The sequence below is a fragment of the Rhodoferax sediminis genome (genome assembly GCF_006970865.1).
In the GTDB taxonomy this organism is placed as follows: Bacteria; Pseudomonadota; Gammaproteobacteria; order Burkholderiales; family Burkholderiaceae_C; genus Rhodoferax_A; species Rhodoferax_A sediminis.
The window spans coordinates 775,987-796,862 of the sequence record NZ_CP035503.1 but is presented as its reverse complement, the minus strand read 5'-3'; the positions used below and the strand labels follow the sequence as shown (position 1 = coordinate 796,862).

Here is a 20,876-nt window from a genome sequence, read left to right as displayed (position 1 = left end):
TGTCAGCGTGCCGCGTTGCGGTCGGTGATCATTTTCGGCGTGATGAACACCAGCATTTCCTGCTTGTTGGAAACGCGCGAATTGGTCTTGAACAGATTGCCCACCACCGGAATATCACCCAGCAGCGGCACCTTGTCGGTGTTGTTGGTCTCCGTCAATGTGTAAATACCACCGATCACCACGGTGCCGCCGTTCTCGACCAGCACCTGGGTCTTGACGTGCTTGGTGTTGATCGCAAAACCGGCCGAGGTGGCCTGGCCCACGGAGTCGTTGCTCACATCCAGGTCCAGGATGATGTTGCCTTCGGGCGTGATTTGCGGCGTGACTTCGAGCGACAGGTTGGCCTTCTGGAAGGCGATCGAGGTGGCGCCACTGGAGGTTGCCGTCTGGTAGGGCAGCTGGGTGCCCTGCTCGATGATGGCCTTGGTCTGGTCGGCCGTGACGACGCGCGGGCTGGACACCACCTTGCCCTTGCCATCGGCCTCTAACGCTGAAATCTCCAGGTTCAGCATGCGCGAAACACTGGAGTTGAACAGCGACAGCGCGAACGTGCCGGGTGAATTGCTGTCGTTCGACGTGGCCGGCAAATTGATGAAGTTGCCGTTGTTGAACAGCGGGTTGGTGGCTGTTGCCGTTGACGTCGTGATCCCGCCGGTATTCGTGACGGAGTAGGTCGTTGTGGCAAGACCGGGAGGCGGGCTGCCCGTCGGTGTGGTGCCGAAGGAGGATCTTCCATTGATGATGCCCCCGCCCAGCCTGACGCCCAGCGACTTGCTGAAGGTGTCGGTCGCCTCTACGATGCGCGCCTCGATCAGTACCTGGCGTACCGGAATATCGAGCTTGCTGATGAGTTGCTGCACCTGATCCAGCTTGGAGGCGATGTCGGATACGAACAGCTGGTTGGTACGCGGCTCGGCAATGACGCTGCCGCGCGGGCTCAAGATGCGCGCACTGCCGGTACCGCCGGCCGCGCCGCCACCGCCACCGCCGGCTCCGGCAATCCCGACACCATTCAACTGCCCGGCAATGGTGACCGCCTTGGCGTAGTTGAGCTGGAACGACTGGGTCCGCAAGGGCTCCAGCCCCTGGATGGCGGCCTGCGACTCCAGATCGCGCTTTTCCTTGGCGTCGAGCTCATCCTTGGGGGCGATCCACAGCACGTTGCCGTTCTTGCGCATGCCCAGGCCCTTGGCCTGCAGAATAATGTCCAGCGCTTGGTCCCACGGCACGTCCTTGAGCCGCAGCGTCAAGGAGCCCGTCACCGAGTCGGAGGTGACCACGTTGAAGTTGGTGAAATCAGCGATCACCTGCAGCAGCGCGCGAACTTCGATGTTCTGGAAATTCAGCGACAGCTTTTCGCCGTTGTAACCGGGGCCCTGGGTCAGTTTGGTCGGGTCGATTTTTTGCGGCCGGACTTCTACGACAAACTGGTTGCCGCTCTGGTAGGCACTGTGCTCCCAGGCGCCTTTGGGTTCGATCACCATACGCACCCGGTCGCCCGACTGGAACGTGGTGATGGTCTGCACCGGCGTGCCGAAGTCCGCCACGTCCAGCCGGCGGCGCAGCCCCTCGGGCAGCGACGACTTCATGAACTCCACCACGAGGGTCTGGCCCTGCTGGCGAATGTCGACCCCGACCTGGTCGTTCGCCAGGTCCACCACGACCTTGCCGGTGTCGCCCGTGCCGCGCCGGAAATCGAGGTTTTTGATAGGCAGGGTATCGCGATTGCCGTTTTCGGCGAAAGTGGACGTTGCGGCCACGGCCGGGCCTGCAGCGGCGGTCGACTCCAGCGAGATCAGCAGCGACTTGCCCTGAATTTCGGTCTTGTAGGCCGCGATCCGCTTGAGGTTGAGCACCACCCGCGTGCGCTCTCCCGCCTGCACGACATTGACAGACTTCAGGTTGCCCTGGTTGATGTCCACGGTGGAGCGGCCCAGGCCGTTCGTCACCCCCGGAAAGTCGAGCGCGATTCTGGCCGGCACCTGGATCGAGAACCCTGTGGGGACCGCCGCCAGCGGTTGCGTCAAGTCGATCCGGATCACTTCGGTGCCGCCCTGGATCGAGCCGGTGACGGCTTCGATCGCATTTTGCGCATACGCGGACAGCGAGATCAGCGCGGCCCCCAGGGCTACCCCGATGTAGCGCAACGCCCGGTATGCCGTCATATTCTGGTGATCCATTTATTTTGACCTCTCTTGCAGCTGCAACGTGGCAACGCGTTCAATCCATTCGCCAGCGGCGTCCTGCACAATTTCGCGCAAAGTGACTTCTGTTTCGGTGATCTTGGTGATCCGTCCATAGTTCTGCCCCAGGTAGTTGCCCTGGCGAACCTGGTACAGCAGGTTGTCGACCCGCACCAGCGCCACCGGCTTGCCCGCCTTGTCCATGCTTCCGACCATGACCATGGCGTCCAGCGGAAACGCCTCCAGCGGCTCCTTGCGGCGCGCCAGCTCGGGGGCCACCAGCGCTGCATTGGAGGCGCCCTGGCCGGACTCGCGCTTAAGTGCCTGGGTCAGCTTTTGCAGGCTGAAGGGGTCTATCACACCGGCTTCGGTGTAACTTTGCGGAATGAACTGCTTGGGCTCGGAAATAGGAGTGATGCGGGGATGCGCGGCGTTGCGCTGCGCGGTCATCCACTCCTGCAACTCTTCGTGGTCGGAGGCACCGCAGCCCGCCAGCACCAGCGTGGCCAGGCAGACCAGAGCCATGCGCGCGACTGTCATTTCTTGGCTCCCTTGGGCGCAGCGGCCTTGCGCTGGGCTTCAATCTCATCCTGGTCGAGGTAGCGGAAGGTCTTGGCGGTGGCATCCATGGACAGCGCGCCATCTTTCCCCGGCACGATGCTCAGGTTGTTCAGGGTCACGATCCGCGACAGGTTGGCGATGTCGGAGGCAAAGGCGCCGATATCGTGATAACTGCCCGTCACCCGCACCGCGATGGGCAGTTCCGCGTAGTAATCCCTGACCACGACCTGCCCGGGACGGAACAGGTCGAACTGCAGGCTGCGCCCGAGGCCCGCCTGGTTGATGTCCGACAACAAGGCGTCCATCTCGGCCTTGCTGGGGAGCTGCTTTTCCAGCTGCGTCACATACTGCAGAACCTGTTCGCGCTGCTTCTTCAAGGCATCCAGATTCACGGCCTGCGCCACCTTTTTCTGGTAATCCGCGCGCAGCGTGACTTCCTGGGCGCGATCTGCCTCCAGTTCGGCGTCGGAGTTGTTGAGCCAGACGAACCACAAGATAACAACCACCAGCAGCGCCACCGCCGCCGCCAGCAGGTTGCGCGGCAGGGCGGGCCATGAGGAGGGATCGTTTGGATTCAGGCCGCGGAATTGCGATTGCAGCCGGGCCAGATGGGCCGACAGGTCAGGGCTGATTTTGGATTTGGTGGCCATGGCGCGTGTCCGTTACGGCTTCGCCGGCGTTGCAGCGGGCGCAGCGGGATGTGGCGCAGCAGCACTGGCACCGGATGCAGGTTTGGAAGGATCACTGGGTCGCTTCAACGCCACGCTCAGCGTGAAATTCGATACCCGGCGCTGGTCTCTGGCACTGAGCGCCACCGTGCCCGCCACAATTTCCACCAGTTCGGGGTGGTCCAGCCAGGGGCTGCTGTTGGACAGGTTGCGCAGCAGTTCGGAAACACGTTCGTTGGATTGCGCCACGCCCTTCAGTGTCACTTTCTGCTTTTCCTGGACCATGCTGGTGATGTACACGCCATCCGGCAACTGCTTGGCAAGTTCGTTGAGCAGGTTCACCGGCAGGTTGCGGTCCGATTGCAGATCTTCCACTGCCTGCTGGCGCGCGCGCAGCGCGGCAATCTCGGTCTGCAGGCTGGCAATGTCCTTGATTTGGCTGTCGAGCCGCTTGTTTTCGGCCTGCAGGTAGTTGTTCTTGCTCTGCTGGCTGGAAATTTGGGCCTGGTACCAGAGATAAATTCCGCCCGACAGCAGCCCCCCGATCAGTGCGGCGGCTCCCAGTGAGGCATAAAACGCATCGCGCCGCTGCTTGCGTGCCGCCTCCCGGTGCGGCAGCAGGTTGATCAGGATCACTGCAGAAACCTCCGCATCGCCAGCCCGCACGACGTCAGGTACGAGGACGCTTCGCGCAGCATTTTCCTCTCGCGCACACCGTCACCAATTTCCATGCCGTCAAAGGGATTGAGCACGCTGCAGGCAAATGAGGTGTGTTGCGTCACGGCTTCGGTCAGCCCCGGCAAGGCCGCCGAGCCGCCGGCCAGCATGATGTAGTCCACCCGGTTGTGCGGCGTGCTGGTGAAGAAGAACTGCAGCGCGCGCCCGATTTCCTGGGCCATGCTCTCCACGAAAGGCGTCAAGACCCCATCGATATAGTCATCGGGCAGATCGCCATTGCGTTTTTTGGCTTCGGCCTCCTCGGGCGAAAAACCATACTGGCGCACGATCAGTTGCGACAACTGGGCGCCGCCAAAGGCCTGGTCGCGGTCGTACAGCACCTCGTCGTTGCGGATGACCTGCATGCTCGTGGTGAAGGCCCCCACTTCGAACAGCGCCACGATGGTATCGAGCCCCTTGTTGGGCAGGTTCTCGATCAGCCGCCCGGTTGCGAGGCGGGAAGCGTAGGACTCGACGTCGATGATGACGGGCTTGAGGCCGGCCGCTTCGGCTAGGCCTTGCCGGTCCTGGACCTTTTCCTTGCGCGAGGCGGCAATCAACACCTCGACGTCGCCAGCCGATGAGGCACTGGGCCCGACCACGCAGAAGTCCAGGCTGACCTCATCGAGAGAGAAAGGAATGTACTGATTGGCTTCGGATTCAACCTGAATCTCCAGTTCCGGCTCGGACATGCCGCCCGGCAGGACGATTTTCTTGGTGATGACGGCGGACGGCGGCAAGGCCAGCGCCACGTTCTTGGCGCGGGTGCCGCTTTTCTTGACGACGCGGCGCACCGCTTCGGCGACCTCGTCGAACTTTTCCACATTGCCGTCGGAGATCCAGCCGCGCTCGAGCGGTTCCATCGCGCAGCGCTCGAGCACCAGATTGCCCTCCTTGTCACGGCCCAATTCGACCAGCTTGACGCTGGACGAACTGATGTCCAAACCGAGCAAGGGTGCGGGCTGGCGGCTAAATAACGATCCCAATGAGATCAAGACAGTCCCCTGTAACCAGTTGTAAAACAACTGAACTAGCGTAAGAATCCTTGTGAATGCTATCAGCAAGACCTCTGTGCAACCAAGAGATTCCCAAAATCGGCTTCTTCCAACCGTTGTCAAAAGCCGACGTTTCATGCGCAGCAGCGCTTGCTCGGGGGATTTGGAGCGCACAAGGCCTTACACGAGTAACGGCCGCGAGGAGCCTCAAACCCACGCTCCGATTTCTATAATGGGGACGCGACATCACATGGACTTTTATGCCCGCCCGATCCGAATCCGACAAAGCCCCCAAACCTCCGAAAGTCATTGAAAACCGGCACCCCGCCTGGCTGCGCTGGGTCTGGCGCCTGGCCTTGTGGGGCGCGGGTCTGGCCGTTGCCGGCGTGGTGGCTCTGCTGATGGTGATCGCCGTGGCGCTGGCCGTGGCCTATCCGAACTTGCCCGACATCGACGCGCTCTCGGATTACCGTCCCAAGCTGCCGCTGCGGGTATTTACCTCGGAGGGCGTGCTGATCGGCGAATACGGCGAGGAGCGTCGCAACCTGACGCCGATCAAGGACATTCCCGCGATCATGAAGGAGGCGGTGCTGTCCATCGAGGACGCGCACTTCTACCAGCACGGCGGCGTCGACTACCCGGGCGTGATTCGGGCTGCACTGGCCAACCTCGGGCATGCCAAGAGCCAGGGCGCCTCTACCATCACCATGCAGGTCGCGCGCAACGTGTACCTGTCCGCGGAGAAAAGCTACACCCGCAAGATTTATGAGATCCTGCTGACGTTCAAGCTCGAGCACCGCCTGACGAAAGACCAGATCCTCGAGATCTACATGAACCAGATCTATCTGGGCAACCGCGCCTATGGTTTTGCCTCCGCCTGCGAAACGTATTTCGGCAAGCCGCTGAAAGACATCACCATTGCCGAGGCTGCCATGCTCGCCGGGCTGCCCAAGGCGCCCTCGGCCTATAACCCGATCAACAACCCGACCCGGGCGCGCTCCCGCCAGCTCTACATCATCGAGCGCATGCAGGAAAACGGCTACATCACGCAGGCGCAGGCCGACGCCGCCAAAAAAGAGGAACTGGACGTCAAATCCGGCCCCGAGGAGGGGCGAGTGCATGCCGAATACGTGGCTGAAATGGTGCGGCAACTGATGTTTGCGCAGTATGGCGACGCCACCTACACGCGTGGCTTGGATGTCTACACCACGCTGAATGCGGCCGACCAGACCGCGGCCTATCAGGCGCTGCGCAAGGGCATCATGGACTTCGAGCGGCGCCAGATTTACCGCGGCCCCGAAGAGTTCATCGACCTGCCGGCCGACCCGAAGGAGGCCGAGGACGTGATCGATGATGCGCTGGTCGACCACCCCGACAACGATGACCTGATGGCGGCCGTGGTGCTGCAGGCGAGCGCGAAGAAAATCACGGCCATCCGCCAGAACGGCGACACCATCGAGATCACCGGCGACGGCCTGCGCCCGGCCCGGGCGGGGCTCTACGACAAGGCGCCGTCCAACGTCAAGATCAGGCGCGGCGCCGTCATCCGCGTGATCCAGACCCCCAAGGGCACCTGGGAGGTTACCCAGCTGCCCGAAGTGGAAGGCGCGCTGGTGGCGATGGATCCGCGCAACGGCGCCGTCAAGGCGCTGGTGGGCGGCTTTGACTTCAACAAGAGCAAGTTCAACCACGTCACCCAGGCGTGGCGCCAGCCCGGCTCCAGTTTCAAGCCCTTCATCTATTCGTCGGCCCTCGAAAAGGGCTTTACCCCGGCGACGATCATCAACGACGCGCCGCTGTTTTTCGATGCCGGCGTGACCGGGGGCCAGCCCTGGGAGCCGAAGAACTACGAGAACACGTTCGAGGGGCCGATCTCGCTGCGGCGCGCGCTGGCCAAGTCCATCAATACCGTCTCCATCCGCGTGCTGCAGGCCGTGGGCCCGCAGTACGCGCAGGACTGGATCACGCGCTTTGGCTTCGATGCCGACAAACATCCGGCCTACCTGACCATGGCTCTGGGCGCCGGCTCGGTCACACCGCTGCAGATGGCAACGGCCTATTCGGTGTTTGCCAACAGCGGCTACCGCGTGAACCCCTACCTGGTGACGAAGGTGACCGACCACCGGGGCAAAGCGCTGGCAGAAGCTGTGCCGCCCGTCGCCGACCGCTCCGCCCGCGTCATCCCCGCGCGCAACGCCTTTGTGATGCAAAGCCTGCTGCAGGAAGTCACGCGTTCCGGCACGGGTGCATCGGCGCAGCGCATCCTCAAGCGACCCGACATCTACGGCAAGACCGGAACCACGAATGACTCCCTGGACGGCTGGTTTGCGGGCTACCAGCCGACACTGACGGCCATTGCCTGGATGGGGTTCGACACGCCGCGCAGCCTCGGCGACCGCGAAACCGGCGGCGGTGTGGCGCTGCCGATCTGGATCAACTTCATGCAAAGCGCACTCAAGGGGGTTCCGGTGGCCGAGACCCCGGTACCCGAAGGCGTCGTCAACGTCGCGGGCGAGTGGTATTACGACGAGTACGCCAAGGGAGCCGGCGTGAGCAGCGTGGGGCTGCCCAACCAGCCTGCGCAGAACGCGGGGGGCGCACCGCCCACGCCAGCGTCACCGCCTGCGCCCAGCGAGCGGCAGCGAATCCTCGATATGTTCAAAAGCTGAGTTCAGGCGCCGAAGCGCAGCGCGGTGCCGGCCTGCTCGCTGGCGCTGCGCGACAGGTTGGCGAGTAACTCGCCGCTGCCCTTGGTGTCGACCCAGTGCTGGCCGTCAAATTTGTAGTGGTGGCCACCCGACCTGGCCGCCAGCCAGATTTCATGCAGCGGCTTTTGCAGATTCACGACGATCTGGCTGCGGTTGGCAAAGGTGATGGTGATCATGCCGCCCACGCGCTGGTTGTCGATGTCAACCTCGGTTTCGTCGTTGATGCGGTCGCAACCCGACTCGATCTGCGCGAGCAGCGTTTCCGCCAGGTCCATGAATTGGGAGTCGGTCATTACAATTTGCGGATGTTGTTCATTACCAAAATTCTAGCCCGGGCCAGCGATCTTGCGCGCGCCGGTGCAGCGCTGAACCCGTTGGCGGCCTTGACTTTAACGGTATTGTTGACTTTGTCCGCCTGCGGCCAAAAAGGCGCCCTGTTTTTGCCCACGGAGCCTGCCGCCGCACAGCGCGCCACGCTAATCCAGACGCTGCGACCCGGTCCACCCGCCCAAGCCCCCGCGCCTGTCTCTGCAGCCTCTGCCCCCGCCTCTAGCGCCTCCTCGCCCGCCACCACCCCATGACTTCACCCACAACTCCGGCGTCCCTGCCAGGCCAGCCCCACTTTGCCTATCGTGACGGCGAGCTGTTTGCCGAGAACGTGCGCCTGGCCGATCTCGCGCGCGCGCATGGCACACCCCTGTTCGTCTATTCAAAGGCCGCCATGCTGGCGGCGCTGGCAGCCTATCAGCGCGGCTTTGCGGGCCGCAACGCGCAAATCTGCTATGCCATGAAGGCCAACTCGTCGCTGGGTGTGCTGCAGGTGTTTGCGCAGGCCGGTTGCGGCTTCGACATCGTCTCGGGCGGCGAGCTCGAGCGCGTGCTGGCCGCGGGCGGCGACGCCGCACGGGTGATTTTTTCCGGCGTGGGCAAAACGCGCGCCGAGATGCGCCAGGCGCTCGACGCGGGCATCGGCTGCTTCAATGTGGAGAGCGAGGCCGAGCTCGAGGTGCTGAACGAAGTGGCACTGGCAACGGGCAAGCCTGCGCGCGTGAGCATCCGCGTGAACCCGAACGTGGACCCCAAGACGCACCCTTACATTTCCACCGGCCTCAAAGGCAACAAATTTGGCGTGGCCCATGAGCGGGCACTCGGCGCCTACCAGCGCGCCGCCGCGCTGCCGGGCCTGCAAGTGGTAGGCATTGACTGCCACATCGGCTCGCAGATCACCGAGGCAACACCCTATCTGGACGCCATGGACCGGGTGCTGGATCTGGTCGAGGCGATCGAGGCCGCGGGCATTCCCATTCAGCACCTTGACTTTGGTGGCGGCCTGGGCATCGACTACAACGGAGAAACCCCGCCGCCCGCGGACGCGCTGTGGGCGCAGCTGCTGGCCCGGCTCGACGCGCGCGGTTTTGGCCAGCGCCGGCTCATGATCGAGCCCGGCCGCTCGCTGGTCGGCAATGCCGGCGTGTGTCTCTCGGAGGTGCTGTACCTCAAGCCCGGGGAAGAAAAGAACTTCTGCATCATCGATGCCGCCATGAACGACCTGCCGCGTCCCGCCATGTACCAGGCCTTTCAACAAATCGTGCCCCTGTCGCTCCGCGACCCGGACACGCCGCAGCGCGACGCTGGCGCGCCTGCGCCGACCACCTGGGACGTGGTGGGCCCGGTGTGCGAAAGCGGCGACTGGATTGGCCGTGACCGGGCGCTGGCGCTACAGCCGGGCGACCTGCTGGCAGTGCTGTCGGCCGGCGCCTATTGCATGAGCATGGCGAGCAACTACAACACGCGCGGGCGCGCCGCGGAGGTACTGGTCGATGGCGACCAGGCCTCGCTCATCCGCCGGCGCGAGAGTGCCGCGGACCAGATGCGCGGTGAAAATTTGCTGCGCTAGCGTCAATCGCCTGGTGCTGGACCCCTAGGCAATTACTATTGTTTTGATAGCTGCCTGCGCATAACCAGCATGGGCAAGGGGCGTTTTTTCCTTAAGAACTGGAGCAGGCGCCAGCCCAGCAGCGCGCTCACGATGGCGCCATACACCGCGACCTCGGCAAAGTTATGCTTGCCCGCGCGCATCCAGAAGAAATGCAGGATGCCCAGCCCCGCAATCAGGTACACCAGCCGGTGCAGGGCCTGCCAGCGCCTCGCACCCAGCGCCCGGATGGCACGGTTGAACGAGGTGGCGGCCAGCGGCGTGAGCAGCACAAAGGCCGAGAAGCCGACCAGGATGAACGGACGCTTGGCGATGTCCTTCGTGATGTCGGCGACATCGAAGCCCTTGTCGAACCAGCTGTAGCTCAACAAATGCAGCACCACGTAAAAATAGACGAACAGTCCCAGCATGCGGCGAAAGCGCGCCAGCGCAGGCAGATGGGCCATCACGCGCAGCGGCGTGATGGCCAGTGTCAGGCACAGGAAACGCAGCGTCCAATCGCCCGTGGCATGGAGCAGGTACTCCGCCGGATTCGCTCCCAGACCGTCGGTGAACGCGCCGACCACAAGCCATGCGAACGGCAGCAGTGCCAGCACAAACAGCAATGGCTTGGCCGCAGGATGCAGCAACAGTCTGGGCAGCACCGCCATCAGATGTATTTCTTCAGGTCCATGCCGGCATACAACTGCCCGACCTGGGCCTCGTAGCCGTTGAACATCAGCGTCTTGCGCCGCTTGGCGAACAGGCCATCCTCGCCGATGCGGCGCTCGGTGGCCTGGCTCCAGCGCGGGTGATCAACGTTGGGGTTGACGTTGGAATAAAACCCGTATTCATTGGCCGCGGCCTTGTTCCAGGCGGTGGCCGGCTGCTTGTCGGTAAAGCGGATCTTGACCAGGCTCTTGGCGCTCTTGAAGCCGTATTTCCACGGCACGACCATGCGCACCGGCGCGCCGTCCTGGTTGGGCAGCACTTCGCCGTACAGGCCGAAAGTCAGCAGCGCCAGCGGATGCAGGGCCTCGTCCATGCGCAGGCCCTCCACATACGGCCAGTCGAGCACGCGCGAGCCGACGAAAGGCATCGTCTTGGGATCGGCCAGCGTCACAAATTCCACGTACTTGGCGCTGCCCAGCGGCTCGACCTTCTTGATGAGTTCGCTCAGCGAGTAGCCGACCCAGGGAATCACCATCGACCAGCCTTCGACGCAGCGCAGACGGTAAATGCGGTCTTCCTGGGGACTCAGTTTGAGCAGGTCTTCGAGCGTGTATTTGGCGGGCTTCTTGACCAGCCCTTCCACCTCCACCGTCCACGGTGTGGTTTTCAGGGTGTGGGCATTTGCGGCCGGGTCGCCCTTGTCGGTGCCGAACTCGTAGAAATTGTTGTAGCTGGTGATGTCTTTGTAGCTGGTGAGCTTTTCCAGGGTCACGGCGCCCGGCACGTTCGACGGGATGCCGGCCAGCGCCGCCAGTTTGCCGGGGCGCGCCGCCGCCTCAGCCCGCGCATCGCGCACGGCCATGGATGCCATGGCCGCCCCTGCCACGCCGGTGGCCATGAGCTTCATCAGATCACGGCGCCCCTCATAGACGCGCTGCGGCGTGATCTCGCCGGGTGCCGGGTGGCTAAAGCCGTCTTTGTGAGACTTGATCAACATGGCAGTATCCTTGTGTTCCCATGGGTCGTGGGACAGCCGCCATTCTTACAAAGTTCCCTACAGCGTGCCGTAGCTGTGCAGCCCGCTCAGGAACATGTTGACGCCCAGGAAGGCAAACGATGTGACCGCCAGCCCCGACAGCGCCCACCAGGCCGCCACGGTGCCACGCAGTCCCTTCACCAGGCGCATGTGCAGCCACGCGGCGTAGTTGAGCCAGACAATCAACGCCCAGGTTTCCTTCGGATCCCAGCTCCAGTAGCCGCCCCAGGCTTCAGCCGCCCACAAGGCGCCGAGCACAGTGGCAACCGTGAAAAAGGCAAAGCCGACGGCAATCGACTTGTACATCACGTCGTCCAGCACCTCGACGCGGGGCAGGCGCTGTGCAATCCGCTTGCGGCCCAGCAGGATGCCGGCGGCGATCAGCGCGGCGACCAGCGCGTAGCCGACCCAGTAGCTGCCGCCCGCCTGGGCCACGCCGCGCTCGCGAAAGGCAATCGGCACGAAGCACAGCGCGATGCCCAGCAACCAGATCGGCGTCAGCTTGTACCAGCGGGTCTCGGTGGCCTGCTTCTTGATCAGGTAGGCGAACGCCACCATGGCCGACAGGGAGAACGAGCCATAGCCGATGAAGTTGGCCGGCACATGCAACTTCATCCACCAGCTCTTGAGCGCGGGCACCAGCGGTTGAATTTCGCTCGCGCCGCGCACCACCGAATACCACAGCAGAAAGCCCACGGCCGCGCTGACCACCAGCATCACGAAGGCGCCCATCGCGCGCGTCTTGTACTGCGCTTCGAAGTACAGGTAGAACGCCGTCGTGAGCCAGGAGAACAGCACGAACACTTCGTACAGGTTGCTGACCGGAATGTGGCCGACGTCCGCGCCGACCAGATAGCTCTCGTACCAGCGCACCATGGTGCCGGTCAGCGCCATGGTGATGGCCACCCAGGCAATGCGCGAGCCGATCAACTCCATCGTGCCGCCTTGCACTTTTAGCGCGGCCTCACCCTTCTGCGCGTTGATCGCGCCCCCGTGCGTGGCACCCGCTTCACCGCCTTGCCCGCCGCCGAACATACCGAGCCAGTAGAACGTGGTGCTCATGAAGAACAGCAGGCTCATCCACAGGATGGCCGACTGGCTGGACAGGAAATACTTGAGCCAGAACACGTTTTCGGCCTGCGCCAGATGCGCCTGCCCGTCCACCTGATACGACGCAATCGCCAGCAGCGAGAGCGCCACCACCACCATCATCAGCACGCGCACCGGGCGCCAGAACCAGCCCAGCCAGATGGCCGCCGGCATGGCAGCGAACAGGATGCCTTTCTCGTACACATCCATGTAGGCGCCGTAGCGCGACAGGGCAAACAGGCCGCCCGCCACGACCAGTGCGGCAAACAGCCAGTCGAGCCAGTTGCGCCGGGCAAAGAAACCTTCATGCAAGGTCAGGGTGATGCTGCTGGTAGCCGTATTCATGCTATGTCCTTAGTCCTTTGCACCAATCAGTTTGTGCTTCAAATGATCGAACTCGCGATCGCCGTCCATGGTCTTGCGATTGGTCGACAGCGCCATGGTCGCGTGCGCCTTGTCGCCCTGCGGCGTGATCCAGACCCAGAGCCGGCGTTCACGCACGTAGAGCATCGAGAACACGCCAAAAATCAGCAGGGCGCAGCCCAGATACACAATATTCTTGCCGGGCGCGCGGGCCACCTGGAACACGCTGGCCTGCACCTGCTTGAAATCCTTCAGCGCAAACGCCATGGGCGCAGGATACAGCTGCGCATCGCTCAGCGAAAGCACCGCCTGCGTCATGAAACTCTGCGTCTTCTCGCCAGGCACCAGCGCCGGCAAGCCGGCGCGCTCGCGCGTGATCTGTTCCAGCTCGAACAAGGTGCCATTCAGAATGCGGATCAGCACTTCGCCGGCGCGGGCGCGCTCCGCCTGGGGCACATTGGTCTCGATGAAGTCGGACACCGCCTGCAGGCCGCCGCGGTGGCCGTCCGGGCCGCCATTGACGTTGACCGCGCCTGCGAACAGGGTGAGCGCGCGCGAGGCCGACGCCGCCAGCTGGCGCGCCAGCTCCGGCTTGGACGGGTCCACGGCCTGGGCCGCATAGCGCTGCACGGCCTCCTCGCGCAGCACCGGGTCGGCCAGCGCGGCGCGCAACTGCATGAACCCGTCCATGCTGCTGTGGTCATCGGCCGGCACGCGCAGGTAGCGGTAGGGTTCATCGGGCGTGTCGCGCACGCCCAGCAGGAAGACCGGCACACCGTCGCCCATGTCGACCGGCAGCATGTAGTTCTGGAATTCCCGGGCCTGGCCGGACGCATCGCGCAGCCGGTAGGTCACGCTGGGGCCGACGTTGCGCAGCGCCTTGTTGGTGGCCGACTTGTTGGCCGCCCCCAGGCTCGAATCGAGGGAGGTGCGCAAATTCACCTTGCGCACGTCGGTGCCGGTGCCGCCATCCGCCCCGTCGCCAAAATTCTCCACGTTGATCACGCGCAGGCCGGTGTACTCCAGCGTGAGCTTGTCGTTGCCCTGGCCCTGGCCTTTCGTGAGCTGGGACGAGCCGCCGATCACGCCCTCGATCTGGAACGGCTTGGTGGCCGCATTCATGGGCAGCGCCTGCAGCTTGACGCTGGAGCCGCCATCGTCAAAGCTGGACTGGTAGATCTCGACCCCGTCGTACTTGAACGGGTGATTCACCTCGATGCGGGCAGGCGTGGTCTGGCCCGTGGCCTTGTCGCGAATCACGACATCGCTGGCAAACAGCTTGGGCATGCCGGTCGAGTAGTACTCGACGATGAATTTCTTCAGCTCGATCGCAAACGGCAGGTCCTGCAGCACGATGCCATCGGCCTGGTTGATGACCGCGGTGCTAGCCTGCTGGCCCTCGGCCACCAGCAAATTGCCGCGAAACGCCAGATTGTCGGAGGGCAGCCGGTGCTGCGGCTTCACGTCGGCAATCAGCCCGCCGCCGGTGTACAGCGACTTGCCGGCCATCCACATCTGGGCCCGCACGACCAGGTCGCCATCGAGCAACCCGCCCACGCACACCAGCACGATGGCGCTGTGGGCCGCGATGTAGCCCAGCTTGTTGATGGAGCCGGCCTTGGCCGCCACCATCCAGCCATTGCTGCGCTGTTGCAGCTTGACCTTCCAGCCGCCGCCCGCCAGCGTTTTGCCGACGCGTTGGGCCGCCGCTTCGGGCCCCTCGTCCAGCGCCGCTTCGGCCCGGTGGCCGAACGCCTGCAGGCTCTGCTCGCGGATATCTTCCTTGTAGACCTTGAGGTCGGCCAGGATCTTCGGGGTGTTGCGGGCAATGCACAGCGAGGTGCTGATCACCAGAAAGGCCAGGATCAGCAGGAACCACCAGGCGCTGTAGACCGAGTAAAGATTGACCGCAGCAAAGACTTCGGCCCAGAACGGGCCGAATTGATTGACGTAGTTGCCGATGGGTTCGTGCTGCTTGAGCACGGTGCCGATGACGGACGCGATGCAGATGATCGTCAGCAGCGAGATCGAAAAGCGCATCGACGACAGCAACTCGACCGCAGCGCGCAGCACGGGCGAGCGGGTCTTGACACGAAGTCCGTGGGTGGAAACTGACATAGAAGTGGATTGTCGGTGACTCAAGCAGCAAGGGCGAGGCTATCCGTAGATAGGCCCGCCCTCGTCAGGGTTTGTTATTGGATGGCGACATATCGCCATAGGTTCCGGCAGGACGTCAGCGAATCGTTCAACCCAAGAACAATTCGCCCGCTCCCATCATCAAAAAATCAACGCAGGCCGGCAATATAGTCGGCCAGCGCCTTGATTTCGCGGTCATTGAGCTTGGCGGCGACCTCGGACATGGGCAGGCTGTTCTTGCGCACGCCATCGCGAAACGCCGTGAGCTGCGCCGCGGTGTAGTCGGCTTGCTGGCCGCTCAGGCGCGGGTACTGGGAGGGAATGCCGGCGCCGTTGGGGCTGTGGCAGCCGGCACACGCCGGGATATGGCGGTCGGAATTGCCGCCGCGGTAAAGGTGCTCGCCGATCGCCACCAGATCCTTGTCCTTGGCAAAACCCGGCTTGGCCTTGTTCGAGGTGAGCCAGTAGGCGATGTTTTTCATGTCGTCATTGGACAAGGTGGACGCCATGCCCGACATGATGGCGCTGGCGCGCTTGCCGGATTTAAAGTCCTGCAACTGTTTGACCAGATATTCGGGATGCTGCTGCGCCAGCTTGGGGTTGGCGGCAATGCTCGAATTGCCGTCGGCACCGTGGCAGGCCGCGCACACCGCCCCAAAACTGGCCGCGCCCTTGACCAGATCGGGCTTGGCGACCGCTGCGGTGGCCGCCGCGGGAGCGGCAGGCGCGTCGTCCGCAGCGAAGCTGGAAAGAGCGGGTGCTGCCAGCACGGCAGTCATCAACAGGGAGGCGAGCAACTTCATATTGGGAGGTCTGTTTATTTGCGCAAAACTGGCTGATTCTACAATGAGGGTGCGTCTGTCCTTCCGGGCGGCCCCTCAAGATCGATGACTACTACCTCCACACCGCACGCCCCCAAGGCCGCCGCGGGCCGCCCCGGCCCGCCTCCCCTGCTACCGGCGGACAGCAAAACGCCCGCCGTCATTGCGTCGGGCTGGCTGCACACCGCCAAATTCCTGACCACCGCGCCGCAGCTGCACCACCTGCCGGCGCTGGACGTGCCAGAAATTGCCTTTGTCGGGCGCTCCAATGCCGGCAAATCCACCTGCATCAACACCCTGACACAGCAAAAGCAGCTGGCCTATGCCTCGAAAAAACCGGGCCGCACCCAGCACATCAACCTGTTTTCGCTCGGCAAGCAGGGCGTGACCGACGCCGTGCTGGCCGATCTGCCGGGTTACGGCTACGCGGCCGTGCCCAAGCAGGACAAGATCCGCTGGCAGCAGGTGATGGCCAACTACCTGGTGACGCGGGAGAATCTGGTCGGCATCGTGCTCTTGTGCGACCCGCGCCACGGGTTGACCGAACTCGACGAAATCCTGCTCGACGTGATCCGCCCGCGCGTCGAAGCCGGCCTGAAATTCCTGGTGCTGCTGACCAAGGCAGACAAGCTGACGCGCGCCGAAGGTGCCAGGGTACTGTCCATTGTGCGACTGCAGGCCGGCGGCGGCGAGGTCAAACTGTTCTCCGCACTCAAGAAGCAGGGCGTGGACGAGGCGAGCCAATTGCTGTGGCAGTGGGCGCACCCGGCTGGCACCGCACCCGCGACTCCCGCGCCGCCCGAAAACCCTGCACTTGAGGGAGAAACCGACGCCTAACCCTTGATCCACGGGCGCTGGCAGCTACTGGACTTATAGCAAGGCGAGCACCCATGATCGACACGTTTCTGCAACCCCTGCCGCACGGCATCACCCTGAGCTGCCGGGCCACCGGCCAGCGCGGCCGTCCCGTGCTGATGCTCCTGCACGGCTTCCCCGAAGCCGCCTTTGTCTGGGACGAAATGTTGCTGCACTTCGCCCGGCCCGAGAACGGCGGCTACCGCTGCGTGGCGCCGAACCTGCGCGGCTTCGAGCAATCCAGCGCGCCCGTGGAGGTCAGCGCCTATCGCCCCAAGCACCTGGTGCAGGACATCGCGGCGCTGATCGCGCTGGAAACGGCCACCGCAGGCGGCGCGCTGGCCTGCCTGGTGGCGCACGACTGGGGCGGTGCGGTGGCCTGGAACCTGGCGAATCAGCGGCCCGAACTGACAAAAAAGCTGGCCATCGTGAATTCGCCGCATCCCGGCACCTTTTTGCGCGAGCTGCAGACCAATCCGAAACAGCAGGCCGCCAGCGCCTATATGAACTTCCTGATCCGCCCCGACGCGGAGCAGCGGCTGGCAGAGAACGACTTCGAGCGCCTGTGGCCCTTCCTGACCAGCGGCCATGGTGGCGGCGGCACGCCGTCGTGGCTCACCGAATCGGTGAAAAACCAGTACCGCGCCGTCTGGGGCCCGCGCGCCGATGGCGGCAGCGGCTTGACGGGCGGCTGCAACTACTACCGCGCCTCCCCGCTGCGCCCGCCCCGGCCCGAGGACCCGGCCGCAGCCAGCGTGACCTTGCCGCGCGAGATGCTGACGGTCGCACTGCCGACCCTGGTGGTGTGGGCGCTGGACGACATCGCCCTGCCGCCCGAGTTGATTGACGGGCTCGGCGACTACGTCGCAGACCTGACGCTGCACACCGTGCCAGGGGCCACGCACTGGATCGTGCATGAGCAGCCGCATCGGGTCGCCAAGTACCTGCAAGACTTTTTGCTACGATATAGATAGCTAAATGCGTAGACAGGGTAAAGGCTACAGGCCTTAAATGCTCAAGAATTGAGAAAGCCGGCGCGACCCGTCAATACACTGACGGCTCACCCGGCGGGCGCGTCTTGAAGCGCTTGTGCACCCAGTAGTACTGCTCGGGCATGGTGTCGATGTAGTCCTGCAGGCGCCGGTTCATCAGGGCCGTGTCGGCCACCACGTCGTCGCTCGGAAAATCCAGCCAGGCCGGCAGCACCCGCGTCTCGTAACCCTGCGCCGTGATGCGCGTGATGACCGGCACCACCTTGGCGCGCCCGAGCCGGGCGAAGCGCGACAGCGACGGCACGGTGGCAGCCGACACGCCATAGAACGGCACGAAGATCGACTCCTGCGGCCCGAAATTCATGTCGGGCAGCAGATACAGCGGCTCGCCCGCGCGCAGGCTGGCCACGATGGTCTTGGTCCCGTCGAACCGGGTGAACAGCCGGGCGTTGCCAAAGCGCCGGCGCCCTTGCGAGATCCAGGCGTCGACGATCTCGTTGCGCTGCGGCGTGACGATGGTGTTGAAATTGCGCGGCACCTGCTGCGACAGGGCCGTGGCACCGGCGTCCATGCCCAGAAAATGCGGAGCAAAGATCAGGGTCGGCTCGTCGCCGTCGAGCTGCGCCACCTCCCCCGTGAGCTTGAGCCGCCTGAGCGTGACCTGCGGGCTCGCGTGCCAGAGCCAGCTGCGATCCAGCCAGGTCTGCGCAAAATAAATGAAGTTTTGCAGCACCAGCGCCCGCCGTTGCTGCACAGTATGCTCCGGAAAACAGAGCATCAGGTTGGTGCTGGCAACGCGCCGGCGCGGCACCGCGAGCACATACAGCACGCAGCCCATGCCCCAGCCCAGGGCGCGGATCCACGCCAGCGGCAGCCGGCTGAGCCCGCGCATGAACCATATTCCGCCATGACTTGCAATCTTCATACGTCCACAGTTTCCTTGCGCGGCTGCTTGTAGCGCGCATAACCCCACAGGTACTGCTGGGGGCACTCGCGCACCAGCTGCTCCATCTCCCCGTTGATCTGCAGCACGGCCTGCGCCAGGTCCGGCGCCAGCGGCCGGGCCAGGCCGCGAAAGTGCAGACGATAACCCCGGCCCCAAGCCAGCCGCTCGCCCCAGGCCAGCAGCACGGTGGCGCCGCCCTGCTGCGCCAGCCGTGCGGCCAGCGTCATGGTGTACGCCTCGCGGCCAAAAAATGGCGCCCACAGGCCCTGGCCCTCGGGCGGCACCTGGTCGGGCAGCAGGCCCACGGCCTGGCCGCGGCGCATGGCCTTGAGCATCTTGCGCACGCCCGCCAGCGTGGTGGGCGCGGTGTCCAGGCCCGGCCGATGGCGCGAGGACGCCACCACCTCGGCCAGCCAGGGCTGGCGCGCCGGGCGGAACATCACGGTCAACAGGCCGTATTGCGCGCCATAGCGCGCGGCTACGGCCTGCGCGGTGACCTCGAAGCAGCCGATATGCGGCGTCAGGAATACGATCCCTTGCCCTGCCTGATAGGCCGCCTCGATACAGGCCTCGTTGTCCCATTCCAGGCGCACCGGGCCGCCCAGCCACAGGCGCGGCAACTCCGACACCATGCGGCCGGCGTGGCCCACCGCCTGGTGGACTTCGCGCAAACGATAGCCGGCCTGTGCCAGATTGGCCAGGAAGCGGCGGCGATAGGTGGGTGAGGCCAGGAAGGTGAGCCAGCCCATCCACCAACCCAGGAGATGCAGTAGCCATAGCGGCAATATGGACAGGACGCGGAACAGGAAAAGCATGGGTTGACTACAATGCAGGGGTCGCTGAGTTACTGAACAACTTGCAGGGCGACCAGGGCCAGCCAGTATAGAGAAGCTGCGGGCCCGTTAAATAAGTCTGCTAAAGCGTTCGCCAGGGGGCTCCGAAGCCAGAGGCAACGCAACAACGTATGGCCACTCGCAACACAGGAGCTTAAACACAATGGCGAACGACTTCCTTTTCACCTCCGAATCCGTCTCCGAAGGTCACCCCGACAAGGTGGCCGACCAGATCTCGGATGCGATCCTCGATGCGGTCTTCAAACAGGACCCGCTGTCGCGCGTAGCCGCCGAGACGCTGACCAACACCGGCCTGGTGGTGCTGGCGGGCGAGATCACCACCAATGCGCACGTCGACTACATCCAGGTCGCGCGCGACACCATCAAACGCATCGGCTACGACAACACCGAGTACGGCATCGACTACAAGGGCTGCGCCGTGCTGGTCGCCTACGACAAGCAGAGCAACGACATCGCCCAGGGCGTGAACCGCGCCAGCGACGATCACCTGAACACCGGCGCCGGCGACCAGGGCCTGATGTTCGGCTACGCCTGCAACGAAACCCCCGAGCTGATGCCCGCGCCGATCTATTACGCGCACCGCCTGGTCGAGCGCCAGGCGCAGTTGCGCAAGGACGGCCGCCTGCCCTTTTTGCGGCCCGACGCGAAGAGCCAGGTGACGATGCGCTACGTGGACGGCAAGCCGCACTCAATCGACACCGTGGTGCTGTCGACCCAGCACAGCCCCGACCAGAGCGAGACCCCGACGAAGATGAAGGCCTCGTTCACCGAAGCCATCATCGAGGAAATCATCAAGCCGGTGCTGCCCAGGGAGTGGTTGAAGGAAACCCGCTACCTGGTGAACCCGACCGGCCGCTTCGTCATCGGCGGCCCGCAGGGCGACTGCGGCCTGACCGGGCGCAAGATCATTGTCGACACCTATGGCGGCGCCTGCCCGCACGGCGGCGGTGCGTTCTCCGGCAAGGACCCGACGAAGGTCGACCGCTCGGCCGCTTACGCGGCCCGTTACGTGGCCAAGAACATCGTGGCCGCCGGCCTGGCGCGGCAATGCCAGATCCAGGTGGCCTACGCGATCGGCGTGGCCAAACCCATGAACGTCACGGTCTACACCGAAGGCACCGGGGTCATCTCCGACGAGAAGATCGCCGCGCTGATCAACGAGCACTTCGATCTGCGCCCCAAGGGCATCATCCAGATGCTCGATCTGCTGCGCCCGATCTACGAAAAGACCGCCGCCTATGGCCACTTTGGGCGCGAGGAGCCCGAGTTCAGCTGGGAACGCACTGACAAGGCCAATGCGCTGCGCGCCGCAGCGGGCATCCGTTAGCCACCCCGAGGCCCAGACCAGCGACTACGATCGCGCAT

General features: G+C 64.1%; 19 protein-coding genes. 6 read left to right on the top strand and 13 right to left on the bottom strand.

Annotated elements, in window-relative coordinates; translation table 11 throughout:
• Positions 1–2: 2 nt before the first annotated feature.
• The 5 genes from EUB48_RS03810 to EUB48_RS03790 are packed head-to-tail and all read right to left on the bottom strand — an operon-like array spanning position 3 to position 5,124.
• On the bottom strand, positions 3–2,180 hold the full coding sequence (locus EUB48_RS03810; RefSeq protein WP_142817689.1) for a type IV pilus secretin PilQ: 2,178 nt from the start codon (positions 2,178–2,180) through the stop codon (positions 3–5).
• Positions 2,181–2,723, bottom strand: coding sequence for a pilus assembly protein PilP (locus EUB48_RS03805; RefSeq protein ID WP_142817688.1), 543 nt, complete (start codon positions 2,721–2,723; stop codon positions 2,181–2,183). It lies immediately after the preceding gene.
• Positions 2,720–3,394 (bottom strand): type IV pilus inner membrane component PilO, encoded by a 675-nt coding sequence (locus tag EUB48_RS03800; protein WP_142817687.1) that lies wholly within the window; start codon positions 3,392–3,394, stop codon positions 2,720–2,722. Before EUB48_RS03800 ends, EUB48_RS03805 begins: the two co-directional genes overlap by 4 nt.
• 12 nt (positions 3,395–3,406) lie before the next feature.
• Positions 3,407–4,048, bottom strand: a complete 642-nt coding sequence (locus tag EUB48_RS03795) for a PilN domain-containing protein (protein WP_142817686.1) — start codon at positions 4,046–4,048, stop codon at positions 3,407–3,409.
• The gene (locus EUB48_RS03790; RefSeq protein WP_142821077.1) at positions 4,045–5,124 is read right to left on the bottom strand and encodes a pilus assembly protein PilM; all 1,080 of its coding nucleotides are present in this window, start codon (positions 5,122–5,124) and stop codon (positions 4,045–4,047) included. Before EUB48_RS03790 ends, EUB48_RS03795 begins: the two co-directional genes overlap by 4 nt.
• 260 nt (positions 5,125–5,384) lie before the next feature.
• Here EUB48_RS03790 and EUB48_RS03785 point away from each other — a divergent pair, with 260 nt between their 5' ends.
• A complete protein-coding gene (locus EUB48_RS03785) occupies positions 5,385–7,793 on the top strand; it encodes a penicillin-binding protein 1A (RefSeq protein WP_142817685.1) in 2,409 nt (802 codons plus the stop codon).
• Positions 7,794–7,795: 2 nt separating this feature from the next.
• Here EUB48_RS03785 and cyaY read toward each other — a convergent pair whose 3' ends face one another.
• Entirely contained in the window at positions 7,796–8,125 is a 330-nt protein-coding gene (gene cyaY, locus EUB48_RS03780; protein ID WP_077563190.1) for an iron donor protein CyaY, read from the bottom strand.
• 12 nt (positions 8,126–8,137) lie between these two features.
• On the opposite strand from cyaY, the gene lptM reads away from it, so the two are divergent.
• Both lptM and lysA read left to right on the top strand, forming a co-directional pair.
• Complete coding sequence (lptM, locus tag EUB48_RS21985) at positions 8,138–8,413, top strand: LPS translocon maturation chaperone LptM (RefSeq protein ID WP_420821429.1); 276 nt, start codon at positions 8,138–8,140, stop codon at positions 8,411–8,413.
• The gene (gene lysA / locus EUB48_RS03770) at positions 8,410–9,729 is read left to right on the top strand and encodes a diaminopimelate decarboxylase (protein WP_142817684.1); all 1,320 of its coding nucleotides are present in this window, start codon (positions 8,410–8,412) and stop codon (positions 9,727–9,729) included. The genes lptM and lysA overlap by 4 nt, the downstream gene beginning before the upstream one ends.
• A gap of 35 nt (positions 9,730–9,764) precedes the next feature.
• Here the strand turns inward: lysA and EUB48_RS03765 are convergent, their stop codons facing one another.
• The 5 genes from EUB48_RS03765 to EUB48_RS03745 all read right to left on the bottom strand — a co-directional run bounded on the left by EUB48_RS03765 (position 9,765) and on the right by EUB48_RS03745 (position 15,846).
• A complete protein-coding gene (locus EUB48_RS03765) occupies positions 9,765–10,409 on the bottom strand; it encodes a protein-methionine-sulfoxide reductase heme-binding subunit MsrQ (protein ID WP_142821075.1) in 645 nt (214 codons plus the stop codon).
• An 8-nt stretch (positions 10,410–10,417) separates the two neighbouring features.
• Entirely contained in the window at positions 10,418–11,416 is a 999-nt protein-coding gene (gene msrP / locus EUB48_RS03760) for a protein-methionine-sulfoxide reductase catalytic subunit MsrP (protein WP_142817683.1), read from the bottom strand.
• Positions 11,417–11,473: 57 nt separating this feature from the next.
• Complete coding sequence (ccsB, locus tag EUB48_RS03755; RefSeq protein ID WP_142817682.1) at positions 11,474–12,889, bottom strand: c-type cytochrome biogenesis protein CcsB; 1,416 nt, start codon at positions 12,887–12,889, stop codon at positions 11,474–11,476.
• 9 nt (positions 12,890–12,898) lie between these two features.
• Positions 12,899–15,025, bottom strand: a complete 2,127-nt coding sequence (locus EUB48_RS03750; protein WP_142817681.1) for a cytochrome c biogenesis protein ResB — start codon at positions 15,023–15,025, stop codon at positions 12,899–12,901.
• Between the two features lie 167 nt (positions 15,026–15,192).
• Positions 15,193–15,846, bottom strand: a complete 654-nt coding sequence (locus EUB48_RS03745) for a c-type cytochrome (RefSeq protein WP_142817680.1) — start codon at positions 15,844–15,846, stop codon at positions 15,193–15,195.
• Positions 15,847–15,930: 84 nt separating this feature from the next.
• Here EUB48_RS03745 and yihA point away from each other — a divergent pair, with 84 nt between their 5' ends.
• Both yihA and EUB48_RS03735 read left to right on the top strand, forming a co-directional pair.
• On the top strand, positions 15,931–16,701 hold the full coding sequence (yihA, locus tag EUB48_RS03740) for a ribosome biogenesis GTP-binding protein YihA/YsxC (protein WP_142817679.1): 771 nt from the start codon (positions 15,931–15,933) through the stop codon (positions 16,699–16,701).
• A gap of 53 nt (positions 16,702–16,754) precedes the next feature.
• Positions 16,755–17,693 carry an alpha/beta fold hydrolase gene (locus tag EUB48_RS03735; protein ID WP_142817678.1) on the top strand — a complete coding sequence of 313 codons (939 nt, stop codon included), beginning with the start codon at positions 16,755–16,757 and terminating at the stop codon, positions 17,691–17,693.
• Between the two features lie 70 nt (positions 17,694–17,763).
• Here the strand turns inward: EUB48_RS03735 and EUB48_RS03730 are convergent, their stop codons facing one another.
• Together EUB48_RS03730 and EUB48_RS03725 are read right to left on the bottom strand one after the other, a co-directional pair.
• Positions 17,764–18,636 (bottom strand): LpxL/LpxP family acyltransferase, encoded by an 873-nt coding sequence (locus EUB48_RS03730; protein WP_142817677.1) that lies wholly within the window; start codon positions 18,634–18,636, stop codon positions 17,764–17,766.
• Entirely contained in the window at positions 18,633–19,472 is an 840-nt protein-coding gene (locus EUB48_RS03725; protein WP_142817676.1) for a lysophospholipid acyltransferase family protein, read from the bottom strand. The genes EUB48_RS03730 and EUB48_RS03725 overlap by 4 nt, the downstream gene beginning before the upstream one ends.
• 181 nt (positions 19,473–19,653) lie before the next feature.
• On the opposite strand from EUB48_RS03725, the gene metK reads away from it, so the two are divergent.
• Positions 19,654–20,838, top strand: coding sequence for a methionine adenosyltransferase (metK, locus tag EUB48_RS03720; RefSeq protein WP_142817675.1), 1,185 nt, complete (start codon positions 19,654–19,656; stop codon positions 20,836–20,838).
• The last annotated feature ends 38 nt before the right edge of the window (positions 20,839–20,876 follow it).